The sequence below is a fragment of the Arthrobacter sp. 8AJ genome, from assembly GCF_902506025.1.
Taxonomy (GTDB): Bacteria; Actinomycetota; Actinomycetes; order Actinomycetales; family Micrococcaceae; genus Arthrobacter.
On record NZ_LR733289.1, the window covers coordinates 2209172 to 2222788 of the forward strand.

Annotated in this window: 14 protein-coding genes; 6 read left to right on the forward strand and 8 right to left on the reverse strand. The window is 67.2% G+C overall.

Annotated features, from left to right (window positions below; genetic code table 11):
* Nucleotides 1-21: 21 nt before the first annotated feature.
* On the reverse strand, nucleotides 22-1578 hold the full coding sequence (locus BACI349Y_RS10325) for a circularly permuted type 2 ATP-grasp protein (protein ID WP_159632017.1): 1557 nt from the start codon (nucleotides 1576-1578) through the stop codon (nucleotides 22-24).
* A 113-nt stretch (nucleotides 1579-1691) separates the two neighbouring features.
* On the opposite strand from BACI349Y_RS10325, the gene BACI349Y_RS10330 reads away from it, so the two are divergent.
* Together BACI349Y_RS10330 and pepN are read left to right on the forward strand one after the other, a co-directional pair.
* Nucleotides 1692-2750, forward strand: coding sequence for a YeiH family protein (locus tag BACI349Y_RS10330; protein ID WP_159632018.1), 1059 nt, complete (start codon nucleotides 1692-1694; stop codon nucleotides 2748-2750).
* A gap of 33 nt (nucleotides 2751-2783) precedes the next feature.
* Entirely contained in the window at nucleotides 2784-5453 is a 2670-nt protein-coding gene (gene pepN / locus BACI349Y_RS10335; RefSeq protein ID WP_159632019.1) for an aminopeptidase N, read from the forward strand.
* Nucleotides 5454-5562: 109 nt separating this feature from the next.
* Here the strand turns inward: pepN and BACI349Y_RS10340 are convergent, their stop codons facing one another.
* The 5 genes from BACI349Y_RS10340 to BACI349Y_RS10360 all read right to left on the reverse strand — a co-directional run bounded on the left by BACI349Y_RS10340 (nucleotide 5563) and on the right by BACI349Y_RS10360 (nucleotide 9599).
* Entirely contained in the window at nucleotides 5563-6669 is a 1107-nt protein-coding gene (locus BACI349Y_RS10340; protein WP_442858407.1) for a lipoate--protein ligase family protein, read from the reverse strand.
* Nucleotides 6670-6757: 88 nt separating this feature from the next.
* Complete coding sequence (locus BACI349Y_RS10345; RefSeq protein WP_018761303.1) at nucleotides 6758-7015, reverse strand: type B 50S ribosomal protein L31; 258 nt, start codon at nucleotides 7013-7015, stop codon at nucleotides 6758-6760.
* A gap of 175 nt (nucleotides 7016-7190) precedes the next feature.
* Nucleotides 7191-8000 carry a TrmH family RNA methyltransferase gene (locus tag BACI349Y_RS10350; RefSeq protein ID WP_159632021.1) on the reverse strand — a complete coding sequence of 270 codons (810 nt, stop codon included), beginning with the start codon at nucleotides 7998-8000 and terminating at the stop codon, nucleotides 7191-7193.
* 7 nt (nucleotides 8001-8007) lie between these two features.
* Nucleotides 8008-8793 carry a sulfite exporter TauE/SafE family protein gene (locus BACI349Y_RS10355; protein WP_159632022.1) on the reverse strand — a complete coding sequence of 262 codons (786 nt, stop codon included), beginning with the start codon at nucleotides 8791-8793 and terminating at the stop codon, nucleotides 8008-8010.
* A gap of 20 nt (nucleotides 8794-8813) precedes the next feature.
* A complete protein-coding gene (locus BACI349Y_RS10360) occupies nucleotides 8814-9599 on the reverse strand; it encodes an ABC transporter ATP-binding protein (protein ID WP_159632023.1) in 786 nt (261 codons plus the stop codon).
* Nucleotides 9600-9724: 125 nt separating this feature from the next.
* Between BACI349Y_RS10360 and serB the strand changes: the two genes are divergently transcribed.
* Nucleotides 9725-10612: a phosphoserine phosphatase SerB gene (gene serB / locus BACI349Y_RS10365; protein ID WP_159632024.1), complete on the forward strand. Its 888-nt coding sequence runs from the start codon at nucleotides 9725-9727 to the stop codon at nucleotides 10610-10612.
* 77 nt (nucleotides 10613-10689) lie between these two features.
* On the opposite strand, the gene BACI349Y_RS10370 is transcribed toward serB, so the two are convergent.
* On the reverse strand, nucleotides 10690-11454 hold the full coding sequence (locus BACI349Y_RS10370) for an SDR family oxidoreductase (RefSeq protein ID WP_159632025.1): 765 nt from the start codon (nucleotides 11452-11454) through the stop codon (nucleotides 10690-10692).
* 140 nt (nucleotides 11455-11594) lie between these two features.
* Nucleotides 11595-12320 carry a beta-ketoacyl-ACP reductase gene (locus BACI349Y_RS10375; RefSeq protein WP_159632026.1) on the reverse strand — a complete coding sequence of 242 codons (726 nt, stop codon included), beginning with the start codon at nucleotides 12318-12320 and terminating at the stop codon, nucleotides 11595-11597.
* A gap of 151 nt (nucleotides 12321-12471) precedes the next feature.
* Here BACI349Y_RS10375 and BACI349Y_RS10380 point away from each other — a divergent pair, with 151 nt between their 5' ends.
* The 3 genes from BACI349Y_RS10380 to BACI349Y_RS10390 form a co-directional block, all read left to right on the forward strand.
* On the forward strand, nucleotides 12472-12903 hold the full coding sequence (locus BACI349Y_RS10380; protein WP_159632027.1) for a DUF3099 domain-containing protein: 432 nt from the start codon (nucleotides 12472-12474) through the stop codon (nucleotides 12901-12903).
* On the forward strand, nucleotides 12900-13163 hold the full coding sequence (locus BACI349Y_RS10385; protein WP_159632028.1) for a hypothetical protein: 264 nt from the start codon (nucleotides 12900-12902) through the stop codon (nucleotides 13161-13163). Before BACI349Y_RS10380 ends, BACI349Y_RS10385 begins: the two co-directional genes overlap by 4 nt.
* Nucleotides 13164-13617: SURF1 family protein (locus tag BACI349Y_RS10390; RefSeq protein ID WP_201302424.1), on the forward strand; the 454-nt coding region annotated here is incomplete at its 3' end.

Genomic DNA, 13617 nt, shown 5'->3' on the forward strand with positions numbered 1-13617 from the left:
CGACGTCTTCACGTGCCGGGCTCACTGCTGCTGCTCCGACTGGCGGTCGCGCCAGTTGCTTTCCACCGGCCACACCGAGACGCGTTCCCGGACCGTGACGGACTGGCGCGGAACGGTCTCCACCGGCATCTGGGGTGAGTCGGCAAGGACCCAGGTGTCCTTGGATCCGCCGCCCTGGCTGGAGTTCACAATCAGGGACCCTTCCTTCAGCGCAACGCGGGTCAGGCCGCCCGGAAGCACCCAGACGTCGTCGCCGTCGTTCACGGCGAAGGGCCGCAGGTCCACGTGGCGCGGACCGAACTTGTCACCACCCAGGGTGGGAACCGTGGAAAGCTGCAGCACCGGCTGGGCGATCCAGCCGCGCGGATCGGAGATGATCCGCTGGCGGAGGGCGTCCAGTTCGTCCCTGGAGGCATCCGGGCCAATGACCAGGCCCTTGCCGCCGGAGCCGTCCACCGGCTTGACCACCAGTTCCGCCAGGTTGTCCAGGGTGTACTCCCGGGCCTCCTTCTCCTCAAGGCGGAAGGTGTCCACGTTGGCGATAATGGGCTCCTCGCTGAGGTAGTAGCGGATCAGGTCAGGCACGTAACTGTAAACCAGTTTGTCGTCTGCCACGCCATTGCCCACCGCGTTGGCGATGGTGACACCGCCGGCACGGGCGGCGTTGACCAGCCCGGGGCAGCCAAGCATCGAGTCGGACCGGAACTGCAGCGGGTCCAGGAAGTCGTCGTCGATCCGCTTGTAGATGACGTCCACGCGCTGCTCGCCGGCCGTGGTGCGCATGTACACGCGGTTTCCACGGCAGATGAGGTCGCGGCCCTCCACCAGTTCCACGCCCATGAGGCCGGCCAGCAGGGTGTGCTCGAAGTAGGCGCTGTTGAACACGCCGGGGGTCAGGACGACGACGGTGGGATCGTCCACGCCGGCGGGCGCGGTTTTGCGCAGGGCCGAGAGCAGCCGCCGCGGGTACTCTTCCACGGGCCGGATGAGCTGCTGGCCGAATGCCTCAGGCAGGCCCTTCGCCATGGCGCGCCGGTTTTCCAGCACGTAGCTGACGCCGGAGGGGACGCGGACGTTGTCCTCCAGGACCCGGAAGGTGCCGGCGGCGTCGCGGACGACGTCGATGCCGGAGATGTGGACCCGCACCCCGCCCGCGGGTTCAAAGCCGTGGACCTGCCGGTGGAAGTGGGCGCTGGTGGTCACGAGCTGGCGGGGAATCACGCCGTCGGAGACCACGGTCATCTTGTCGTAGACGTCGTTCAGGAACGCTTCCAGGGCGCGGACGCGCTGCGCCACGCCGCGTTCCAGGACATCCCACTCAGCTGCGGGGATGACACGGGGCACGATGTCGAGGGGGAAGGGCCGTTCCTCGCCCGCGTAGTCGAACGTCACCCCGCGGTCCAGGAAGGTGCGGGCCATGGAGTCGGCGCGTGCGCTCACATCCGCCAGGGAGAGCTTCCGGAGCGCCTCCGCCACCTGCCCGTACGAGTCCCTGGCCTGTTGCCCGGGGGCAAACATCTCGTCGTAGGCTCCGGTGCGGCCCGCGGCCTCGGAGTAATCCTGGAATAGGTCTGACATGTCCAATAGCCAACCATCTTTTTGTTTCGAGTTCATTACTGCCATCCATTCTGGCGTGTTGTCGCCGGCAGCCCGGTTCGTACTTTACTGGCCTCTTCGGGCACAGTAGGTGAGTGCCAAGCAGCAGAAGCCTCCCCGTGCCGGGCCGCGGCAGTTTCCGGGCCCATGTGGCGCGGTTGGTTCCGGGCCTCTTGACGGCGGCGGCCGCCGTGGCAGGGGCCTTCCTGGTGCACGGGCTCCTGCCGGCATTGCCTGCGATGACCATGGCTGTGGTGCTGGGTGTCCTGGCCGCCAACCTGCCCGGCGCCGGCAGCTGGACCGGCGGCCGGGCCCGTGCAGGGCTCGACTTCGCGGGCAAGCATCTGATGCGCGGCGGGATCGTGCTGCTGGGCCTGAAGGTCAGCGTCATGGATGTCCTCAACCTCGGGTGGCCGGCCCTGGTCCTGATCGTGGGCGTCGTCGCGGCCAGCTTCGGCGGCACCTATGCAATCTCGCGGCTGTTCCGCCTGCCGCCGGTGACCTCGCTCCTGGTGGCCACCGGGTTTTCCATCTGCGGCGCGTCGGCCATCGGCGCCATGGCCGCCGTCCGCCGCATCCGGCACGCCGAAACTGTCCTGCCGGTGGCCTTGGTAACGCTCTGCGGAACGCTCGCCATCGGCGTCCTGCCCCTCCTCGCGCACCCCCTGGGCCTCACGGCCACGGTGTTCGGTGCCTGGACCGGCGCGTCCGTGCACGACGTGGGCCAGGTGGTGGCCACGGCGCAAACCGCCGGGACCGCTGCCCTGGCGATCGCCGTCGTCGTCAAGCTCACCCGGGTGCTGCTGCTGGCGCCAGTTGTTGCCGCAGCCGGCGCGCACCACAGGAACGGAGCGCGCGCCCTGGGCGCCGCCGACGGCACCACGTCCAAAATGCCGCCCGTGGTGCCCCTGTTCGTGCTGGGCTTCGTGGCCATGGTGGCCCTGCGCTCCACCGGCTGGCTGGCCCCGGCCTGGCTGGATACCGGCGCCACCCTGCAGGACATCCTCCTGGGGGCTGCCCTGTTCGGGCTGGGCTCGGCCGTCAGGATCAGAACACTGCTCCATACAGGTGGGCAGGCGCTCCTGGCGGCGCTGGCATCCTGGCTCCTGATTGCCGTGCTGGGTCTGGCGGCCGCCTTCCTGATCGCGGGCTGAGCGGACGCACCGGCCGCGTGATTAGATAGCCGGGTGTCACATGAGAATCTGCAGCGCAGCGAAGCCTCCGAACGTTCAGCCCTGATCAGCACCACCAGCTACGACGTCTCGCTCGATGTGCGGCAGGCAGCAGATCCGGCGGTTCCCGGCTACACCAGCCGCAGTGTCATCACCTTCACCGCAGAACCCGGCTCCAGCACCTTCCTGGACTTCATCGGCGGCAGCGTCCACAGCGTGATCCTCAACGGCAAGAGCCTGCCCGTGGGGGACGTGGTGGACGGCGCGCGGATCAGGCTGGACAACCTCGGGGCCGAAAACCAGGTGGCCGTCACCGGTACCGCCCTCTACAGCCGCTCCGGCGAGGGCATGCACCGGTTCGTTGACCCCGCCGACGGCCAGACCTACCTGTACACCCAGTACGAGCCGGCTGACGCGCGCCGGGTCTTCGCCAACTTCGAACAGCCCGACCTGAAGGCAACCTACACCTTCCACGTGATGGCTCCGGCGGAATGGAAGGTGGCCTCGAACGGCGCAGAGGTGAACCGCACCCTGCTGACCAGCGATCCTGCCACCGCCTGCTGGGACTTCGCCACCACCCTGCCGATGTCCACCTACATCACCAGCATCCTGGCAGGGCCCTACTTCAGGGCTGAGGACCGCTGGCAGGCAACGCTCGACGACGGCACGCGCCTGGACGTCCCGCTCGCCCTCTACTGCCGGGCATCCATGGCAGGCTCCTTCGACACGGAAGAGCTCTTTGCCCTCACCAAGAAGGGCCTGGACTTCTTCAACCGCCTCTTCGACTACCCCTACCCGTGGGGCAAGTACGACCAGGCGTTCGTGCCCGAGTACAACCTGGGCGCCATGGAGAACCCGGGGCTGGTGACGTTCACCGAGAGCTACGTGTTCACCTCCCGCGCCACGGACGCGCAGTACCAGGCGCGCGCCAACACCCTGATGCACGAGATGGCGCACATGTGGTTCGGCGACCTGGTGACCATGCAGTGGTGGGACGACCTCTGGCTCAAGGAGTCCTTCGCCGATTACATGGGAACCCTCGGCGTGGACCGGGCAACGGACTGGGATACCGCCTGGGTCAACTTCGCCAACAAACGCAAGGCCTGGGCCTACGTGCAGGACCAGCTCCCCACCACCCATCCCATCGTGGCTGACATCCCCGACCTTGAAGCGGCCAAGCAGAACTTCGACGGCATCACCTACGCCAAGGGCGCCTCGGTCCTCAAGCAGCTGGTGGCCTACGTGGGGTTCGACGCGTTCATCGCCGGTTCCCGGGAGTACTTCCGCAAGCACGCCTATGGGAACACGTCGCTGGCCGACCTCCTGGCGGCCCTGGATGCCGCCTCCGGCCGGGATTTGTCCGGCTGGGCCCGGCAGTGGCTGCAGACGTCCGGCATCTCGATGCTGTCCCTGGATATTTCTGCCGTGGACGGTTCGTCCAAGGACCCGGCCGTGGCGGGAGCAGTAACGGGCGACGCCGGCGTGCTGGGACAGGTGGCGATCGTCCAGGAGGCGGTGGACCCGGTCACCGGACGGGAAGAGCTGCGTCCGCACCGCCTCCGCGTCGGTTCCTACGACTTCGACGCCGACGGCGCCCTGGTGCGGACCGGAACCATCGAAACCGACGTGGCCGGTGCCCGGACTGAACTCCCCCAGCTTGCCGGCCAGCCGCGGCCCGCGCTCCTGCTGGTCAACGATGACGACCTGACCTACGCGAAGGTGCGGCTGGATCCGGTGTCCGAAGCTGCCGTCCGTGCATCGCTGGACCGCATCACCGATCCCATGGCCCGGGCCCTGTGCTGGACGGCGCTGTGGAACTCGGCGCGGGACGGCGAAAGCCCCGCGTCCAGGTACGTGGACGCCGTGACGGCCTTTGCCGCGGCTGAGACGGGCATCGGCGTACTCCTGAACGTCCTCGACAACGCCACCACCGCCGTCGAACGCTACACACCCGCCGCCACCCGGGGCAGGGTGCGCGCATCCTTCCTGGCAGCTGCCGCCGCCGAACTGGACCGGGCCGCCCCGGGTTCGGACCAGCAGCTCGCCTGGGCCCGCACCCTCGGCACGCTCAGCAGGCAGGACGGTGCCCTGCTCCCCCGGCTCCGTGGCCTGCTGGACGGCACGTCCGCCGTCGAGGGGCTGGCGGTGGACGCCGAGCTCCGCTGGCACCTCTGGCATGCCTTGGCAGCCAATGGCCACGCGTCCGCAGCCGAGTTCGACGCCGAGCTTGCCCGGGACACCACCGCCTCCGGCCGGGCAGGGCATGCAACAGCCATGGCGTCCCGTCCCGACCGCGAGGTCAAGGCTGCCGCCTGGGCTGCGGCCGTCCACGGGACCGGTCTGTCCAACCAGCTTCTGACCGCCACCATCAGCGGCTTCACTACCGCGCCGCCGGCGCTGCTGGAACCCTACGTGGAGCCCTACTTCGACTGCCTGCGCGCTGTGTGGGACGCGCGGAGCATCGAGATCGCCAGCCGGATTGTCCGGGGCCTCTACCCCGCAGCCCAGGACCTCGCGGATGGCGGGGAGCCCAAAGGCCACCCCGTCGTCCGGCGGACCGATGCCTGGCTGGACGCCAACCCGGACGCCCCGCACGCACTGCGCCGGATCATCGTGGAGCAGCGCAGCCACCTGCTGCGCGCGCTCACGGCGCAGGCCGCCGTCGGTCCCCCACCGGCCCCCTAACCTCGCTGCGCTCGGCTAGGGTACCCTGCCGGCGTGGGCCCACTCATCGGTTGCTGAGTAACTGCCGTTTTGAGGCGCCAAAACGGCAGTTACTCAGCAGTGGATGGAGCTAGGGGACGCGGTGGAGCCATTCGGGGGTGCCGAACTTGGCCGCCACCTTGTCCTCGGCAGCTGCGAGCTCGTGTCCCGCGAGCGTTGATGGTGTGGCCCCGTAACGCTCGCTGAAAACTTCGATCATCGCCTCGATGATGGCCGTGCGGGCCAGGCCGGTCTGGCGGCGGAGCGGATCCACCCGCTTCTTGGCGCTGCGGGTGCCCTTGTCGGACAGTTTCTCCTTGCCGATCCGGAGGACCTCGACCATCTTGTCGGCGTCGATGTCGTAGCTCATGGTGACGTGGTGCAGCATGCCGCCGTTGGCGAGGCGCTTCTGCGCGGCGCCGCCGATCTTTCCCTGGTCCGTGGCGATGTCGTTCAGCGGGATGTAGAAGGCGTTGATGCCGATCTTTTCGAGCGCGGCCATGACCCAGGCGTCAAGGAACGGGTAAGAGTCGGCGAAGCTCAGTCCGTCCACCAGGGTCTGGGGCAGGTAGAGCGAGTAGGTGATGCAGTTGCCGGCCTCCATGAACATCGCTCCCCCGCCGCTGATCCGGCGGACCACATTGATGCCGTGCCTGGCCACGCCCTCGGGATCCACCTCGTTCTGCACCGACTGGAAGCTGCCAATGACGACCGACGGTTCCTGCCAGTCCCAGAACCGCAGGGTGGGCGTCCGCGCCCCCGCACCCACTGCCTCGGTGAGCACCTCGTCAAGGGCAACGTTGATTTCCGTGGGAAGCACGGTGGGTGCGATGACGTTCCACTCGTGGTCTCCCCAGGAGGTGGCCTTGGCCAGGGCACGCCGGACGGTCACGGCCACGGCGTCCGCGGAGAAGCCGAACAGCACGGCTCCGGCTGGCAGGGCGGCTGTGACGGCGGCTGCGAGGTCTGCGGCAGGTGTGGTGTCCGGAAGCCCGGTCAGGGCGCGGTTGATGTCCTCGAGGGCCTCGTCCGGCTCCAGGAAGAAGTCGCCGCTGACGGAGACGTCCGCCAGTGCGCCGTCCACGACGGCCAGGTCCACCACCACCAGCTTGCCGCCGGGAACCTTGTACTCCCCGTGCAGGCGCTGGTTGCTGTCGGCATTGTTGGCAGGAAATCCGGACTCGGTCATGCTTCCCATCCTGCCCCAGAAAACCGGCGCGCGGTTAACGCAGAAGGCCCGCACCGTTTCCGGTGCGGGCCTTCCGCAAACAAGCTTGGCGAAGGAATTACTTCTTGCCGCCGAAGCCCTTGAAGCGAGCGTTGAAGCGCTCGACGCGGCCTGCAGAGTCCATGATGCGCTGCTTGCCCGTGTAGAACGGGTGGGACTCGGAAGAGATTTCGACGTCGATGACCGGGTAGGTGTTGCCGTCTTCCCACTCGATGGTCTTCGAGGAAGACACGGTGGAGCGGGTCAGGAACTTGGTGCCGGAGGCCAGGTCGTTGAAGACAACAGCTTCGTACTTCGGGTGGGTATCAGACTTCATAATGGGACCTTTGTTCGCGCAGCTGGATTTTGCCAGCTGCCAGGTATGAATGGGATGGCTGCGGTCTGTCGCATCAGCCGAAGCTGAAAAAGCAGGACAACCAGCTATCAATCATAACCGATCCGTCAGGGGCTGACGAACCAGTACCCTTGGCAGCAGGTGGTGGCGCCGCAGGTCAGTCCCGGACGCGCAACTCCCAGAAGGCCACGGCTGAAGCAGCGGCCACGTTCAGTGAATCCACCCCGTTGCGCATGGGGATTTTGACGGCAAGGTCGACGGCGGCGAGCGTCTCCGGGCTCATGCCGGCACCTTCGGTTCCAAGCACCAGGGCGAGTTTGTCCACGTTGCGGGAGGCGACGGCGTCGACATCCTCTGCCTCCGGTGTCAGTTCCAGGGCCGCGACGGTGAAGCCGTGGTCCTTGAGCACCCGCAGGTCCCCGGGCCAGTCCTGCAGGCGTGCCCAGGGAACCTGGAACACGGTGCCCATGCTCACCCGGACGCTGCGCCGGTACAGCGGGTCGCCACAGCGTGGCGAGACCAGCACGGCGTCGATGTCCAGCGCCGCCGCGGAGCGGAAAATCGCGCCCACGTTGGTGTGGTCCACGATGTCTTCCAGCACGGCCACGCGGCGCGCCCCGGCGAGGAGTTCGGGCAGCGGCACCGGCGCCGGGCGCTGCATGGCTGCCATGGCGCCGCGGTGCAGGTGGAACCCGGTGATTTCCTCCAGCAGGGCAGCCGAACCGATGAACGCCGGAACGTCCGGGTACGTCTGGAAGACGTCGTCGAGGTCCGCCATCCACTTCTCGGCGAGGAAGAATGACCGGGGCCGGTGCCCGGCTGCAAGGGCCCGGCGCAGGACCCGCGAGGACTCGGCGATGTACATGCCCTCGGCGGGCTCACGGAGCTTGCGCAGGTGCACGTCGGTCAGGGTGGTGTAATCGCTGACGCGCGGGTCATCGGCGGATTCGAGGTAGTGGAAAGTCACCGGGTGATTATTTCAGCAGGTTGGCGATCATCACGCCGAGGGCCACGATGCCCAGGCTGAAGATCACGGCGCGCAGCACGCGAGGCGAGAGCTTGCGGCCTACCTTCGAGCCCAGGAGGCCGCCGATGGTGGAGCTGATGGCGATCAGCAGCACCACCAGCCAGTTGATCCGGTCGAAGGCGAACAGGAGGTAGGAGATGGCGGCCACCATGTTCACGCCGAGGACCAGGATGTTCTTCATGGCGTTGGCGTTCTGGATGGTGCCGGTAAGGAACACGCCCAGGATGCCGACCAGCAGGATTCCCTGTGCCGCGACGAAGTAACCCCCGTAGACACCGGCCAGGTAGACCAGGACCACCAGGAGGACGCCGTGGCGTTTGTCCCGGACGGCGTGTTCGGGGTTGGCCTCGCGGTTGCGCACCCAGTCCTGGAGCCGCGGCTGGAACACCACCATCAGCAGTGCAAGGACCAGGAGGACCGGGGCGACGTAGTGGAAGACCTTCTCCGGCAGGTGCAGCAGGAGCCAGGCGCCGGTGACGCCGCCCAGGACCGAGGCCGGAAGGAGGCGGAGCACCTGCCGTCCCCGGCCGGCCAGCTCTCGGCGGTAGCCGAAGGCCCCGGCGCCCGTTCCGAAGACCAGGCCCATGGCATTGCTCATGGAGGCGGTGACGGGTCCCACGCCCAGGGCGATGAGCACCGGAAAGGTCACAAGCGTGCCGGAGCCCACCACCGCGTTGATGGTGCCGGCCCACAGGCCGGCGATGAACACAATGATGCTGCTGAAGAGTTCCAAGGTAGTAGCGCAGGCCCCGTCTAGCGGCGTGCTGTGGCGGTGTAGCGTCCCGCGTTCTCGGAGACATCCAGAGGAAGCCCGAAGGTGGTGCTCAGGTGCTCTTCGGTCAGGACCTCGGTGATGGGGCCGGCGGCCACCACGCCGCCGTCGCGCAGCAGCATGGCATGGGTGAAGCCCGGCGGGACTTCTTCAAGGTGGTGCGTGACCAGGACCATGGCCGGGGCCGATTCGTCCCGGGCCAGCTCGCCCAGCTTGTGGACCAGTTCCTCGCGGCCGCCCAGGTCCAGCCCGGCACCGGGCTCATCCAGGAGCAGCAGTTCGGGGTCCGTCATGAGCGCGCGGGCGATCTGGACCCGTTTGCGCTCCCCCTCGGAGAGGGTGGCGAACGTCCTGTTCAGCAGCGGACCCATGCCCCAGTCGTTCAGGAGCCGGAAGGCGCGCCGTTCGTCGTCGCGCTCGTAGCCCTCCCGCCAACGGCCCGTGACGCCATAGGCGGCCGTGACCACCACGTTGAGGACGTTCTCGTGCTCCGGAATCTGGGTGGCAAGGGCTGCCGAGGAAAGGCCGATGCGGGGCCGGAGTTCGAAGACGTCAACACGGCCCAGGACTTCGTCGAGGATGCCGGCGGTGCCGCTGCTGGGGTGGAGGCGGGCCGCCGCGATCTGGAGAAGGGTGGTCTTGCCGGCCCCGTTGGGTCCCAGGATGACCCAGCGTTCGCCCTCGTTGACCTGCCAGTCAACCTTGTCCAGCAGGGTCTTCTTACCACGGACAACGCTGACGGAGTCCAGTTCCAGAACATCACTCATAGGAGTAGACACTAGGACAAAAAAGAAGATGACTGATAACCGGTGTGAAGGCTCCCTAAGGGTTTCGCCGCGGCCGCCCGCAACGAATTCAGGACACCCCACCCGCGCTGACTAAGATTGCAGGCATGACTTCGAACGTGACTGCGGTCAGCTATGGCCTGAATATGACCCCCGCCGGGCTGGAGCAGCTGCGTTCCGTCCTTGCCTCACACGGCGCAGAGCTGCAGTCTGAATCCTCCGCCGGTGACAGCCGGTATGGGGTCCAGGTTCTTGACCTGGCCCTTCCCGACGCGGCCGGCCTGGCCGCCCTCCGCCGGGCTGTGGCGGATGCCGCAACCGATGGTTTTGACACGGCCCTGGTGCCCTCCGGGCTCCGCTCTGCGGCCCGCAAGCTGCTGATCATGGATGTGGACTCCACCCTGATCCAGCAGGAGGTCATCGAACTCCTGGCCGCGTACGCCGGCAAGCGCGAGGAAGTGGCGGCCGTAACGGAAGCTGCCATGCGCGGCGAACTCGATTTTGCCCAAAGCCTCCACGCCCGGGTGGCGGTGCTCGCGGGGCTGCCCGCCGACGTCGTCCATTCCGTCCGCAAAGAAGTGAAGCTCAGCGAAGGTGCCGATCAGCTCGTGGCCGCTTTCAAAGCCGCCGGCCACACGGTGGCTGTGGTGTCCGGCGGCTTCAACCAGATCCTGGAGCCTATTGCCGGGGACCTGGGCCTGGACTACTGGCAGGCCAACGAGCTGGAAATCGTCGACGGCGCGCTGACCGGCAAGGTGCTGGGCGCGGTCGTAGACAGGGCAGCGAAGGAAAAGTACTTGCGGGAGTGGGCTGCCGCCGAGGGCATCGCACTGGAGCACACCATCGCCGTGGGCGACGGCGCCAACGACCTGGACATGCTGGGCGCCGCCGGGATCGGGGTGGCCTTCAACGCCAAACCCGCTGTCCGCGCCGTGGCCGACGCCGCCCTGAACATGCCGTACCTGGACGCCGTCCGCCACATCGCCCGGGTCTGAGCCCCCGCAACGCCCCATAACAAAGCGGCCCCCGCCGCCGGATTACCCGGCGGCGGGGGCCATCTGCCCGCTGCTGCTTAGCTGGAAGCCTGCCCGGCGCTCTTGCCGAAGTAGTCGGCACCGCCGGCGTACTCCGTGTGGCCGGACTCGACGTCGGCCGTTGCCATTCCGGCAACAACCTGCGCGAACTCCTCCACCGAGTAAAGCTTCCCGGCCTCCGCGCGGCGCGCTTCGATGGCGCCCGGGGTGGAGCGGTCCAGGAGCGTGGCGGTGACCGTGCCCTCGATCATGTCGCCGGACACCACCACCAGGCTGATGCCCTTCTCCGCCAGGTTGGGGATCAGGTCCCGGAGTGCGTCCTCGCCGGCGCGCTTGCTGCGGGCCACCGGCTCGTAGGCCGGCATGGTGGGGACGGTGTTGATGAAGTGGGCCTGGTGGCTGGTCACGAAGACCACGCGCGAGCCTTCCTTCATCAGGGGCACCGCCGCGTTGAGCATGTTCACCTGGGCGTCGCGGTTCAGCTTGAGCGCATAGTCCTCCCCCATCCCGGTCTCCATGCCGCCGGAGGCGTTCAGGACCAGGATGTCCAGGGACCCGAAGTTCTCCATGGCGGCGCTGGCCAGGGCCTGCACACCCTCCTGGGTGGTGAGGTCCGCGCCGACCGCGACGGCCCGGCCGCCGTCGGCTTCGATGCCCTGCACCACTTTGTTGGCGCGGGGCGCCTTCTGGCGGTAGTTGACCACGACGGCGGCGCCCTCCGAGGCGAGGATCTTGGCTACGTCGGCGCCAATGCCCCGCGATGATCCGGTGACGATCGCCGTCTTGTTGTCCAGCAGTCCCATACGAGCTTCCTTTGTTCGAAACATCTAAATCGTTGTGGCCTGCAGTCCATCATGCCAGCGGCCATGGCCAATATCCGTTGTCTGACTTCGACAAATAAGGACCGCGGGGCTAGTTTCCTGCAGGGGCGGAGGCTGAAGGGTCAGTGGCCCATGCCCAGGCCGCCGTCCACGGGGATGACGGCACCGGAGATGTATGCGGCTTCGTCACTGGCGATCCAGCGGACCACGTTGGCTACCTCTGCAGCTTCAGCGAAACGGCCGGCGGGGATGCTGGCGAGGTAATCCTTTTGGGTGGCCTCGGGGAGTTCGGCGGTCATGTCCGTGTTGATGAATCCGGGTGCCACCACGTTGGCGGTAATGCCGCGTGAGCCCAGTTCGCGCGTAAGGGAGCGGGCGATGCCCACCAGGCCGGCCTTTGAGGCGGAGTAGTTGATCTGTCCCGGCGCCCCGTACAGGCCCGAGACCGAGGAAATGAGGACCACGCGGCCCTTGCGCAGCCGGATCATGCCTTTTGACGCACGCTTGATCACGCGGAAGGCGCCGGTCAGGTTGGTGTCGATCACTGAGGTGAAGTCATCCTCGCTCATGCGCAGCAGCAGCGTGTCCTTGGTGATGCCGGCGTTGGCCACGAGGACTTCCACCGGACCGTGGGCAGCTTCCACTTCCTTGAAGGCGGCATCCACGGAAGCCTCGTCGGTGACGTCCGCCTTGACGCCGAGGATGCCCTCCGGCAGCTGGGTTTCGCTGCGGTAGGTCACAGCCACCTTGTCGCCGTTGGCGAGGAACGCCTGCGCGATGGCCAGCCCGATACCGCGGTTGCCGCCGGTGATGAGGACGCTGCGCGGTGCGGTAACTGCTTCAGTCATGGAGGTGCTCCGGAATTCTGCGGCAGGCTGCGCCGCGGTAGAGGGTGTGGTTTGGCTGGAACCGATCTTAGCGGCAGCCCTGCCGCGGGTTTGGGCAGCACTGCCGATGGTGCGAGAATTAAGGGAAGCCTTTGGAGCGTGATCATTCACCGTGACCCTTGAAAACCATGCGGGACGTCCGGCGCCCGAAGAACCGGGCCGGTTCTCCGGCGACACCGAGGTCCACAGCATTACGGATGCCGCCGCCGCGCATTCGGAGGATATGCGCCAGCGGATGATTAAGTACGCCCTGGCGATGGGCATCCGCATGGTCTGCCTGATCCTCATTTTCGTGGTGGACGGCTGGTTCAAGATCATTGCGGTGGCGGGCGCGGTCTTCCTGCCGTGGTTCGCCGTGGTGATTGCCAACGGCAGCGACAAGGCAGAAACGCCCAGTGACCTGCTGCTGGATTCCGCGCCGCTGGCCGAGCTGGAAAGCCCTGCCCCTCCGGTGCCGGATGAGGAACCGGGAAGCGCCGTGCTGCAGGGCGAACTGGTGAAGGACGAGGACCCGGAGGACGGGGAGGAGCGGCAGGCATCATGAGCATTTTCGATTTCGCAGCGGGAACGGACGTGGCATCGGAGGCTGCCGCCGTCTGCTCCCGGAAGGCGTGCAGGGCCCAGGCGTCCTGGCAGCTTCTCTGGAACAACCCGAAAATCCATGCTCCTGAGCGGCGCAAAACCTGGCTGGCCTGCGCCGACCACCGGGACTGGCTGGAGGACTACCTGCAGACGCGTGGCCTCTGGAAGGAAACGCTTCCGCTGGAAGCCGCCGGGGACGCCCCGCTGGAGCAGGACATCTGAATGTACCGTTTCCTCTTTTCCAGCAAGTGGCTGGGCTATCTCCTGCTGGCCGCCATCTTTGCCACCGCGTGCGTTTTCCTGGGCCGCTGGCAGATGGACCGGCGCGCCGAGACCTTGGCCGAAATCAACCGCGTCGTCAGTAATTACTCGGCGGCTCCCATTCCCTTCGCCCAGGCACGGGACCAGTTCACCCAGCTGGACCCGGCCAAGGAATGGACCCAGGTCGAGCTGAAAGGCTCCTACGATGCCGCCGGGCAGCGGGTTGTGCGCAACCGGCCGCTCAATGGGCAGCCCGGGTACGAGGTGGTGGTCCCGTTCCGCCTCACCACGGGCGAAACCGTTGTCATCGACCGCGGCTGGCTGCCCATCGGCAACAAGAATCCAGGCAGCCCTTACTCCGTGCCCGCCCCGCCCCCCGGTGACTTGACCGCCGTCGTCCGTTTGAAGCACGTTG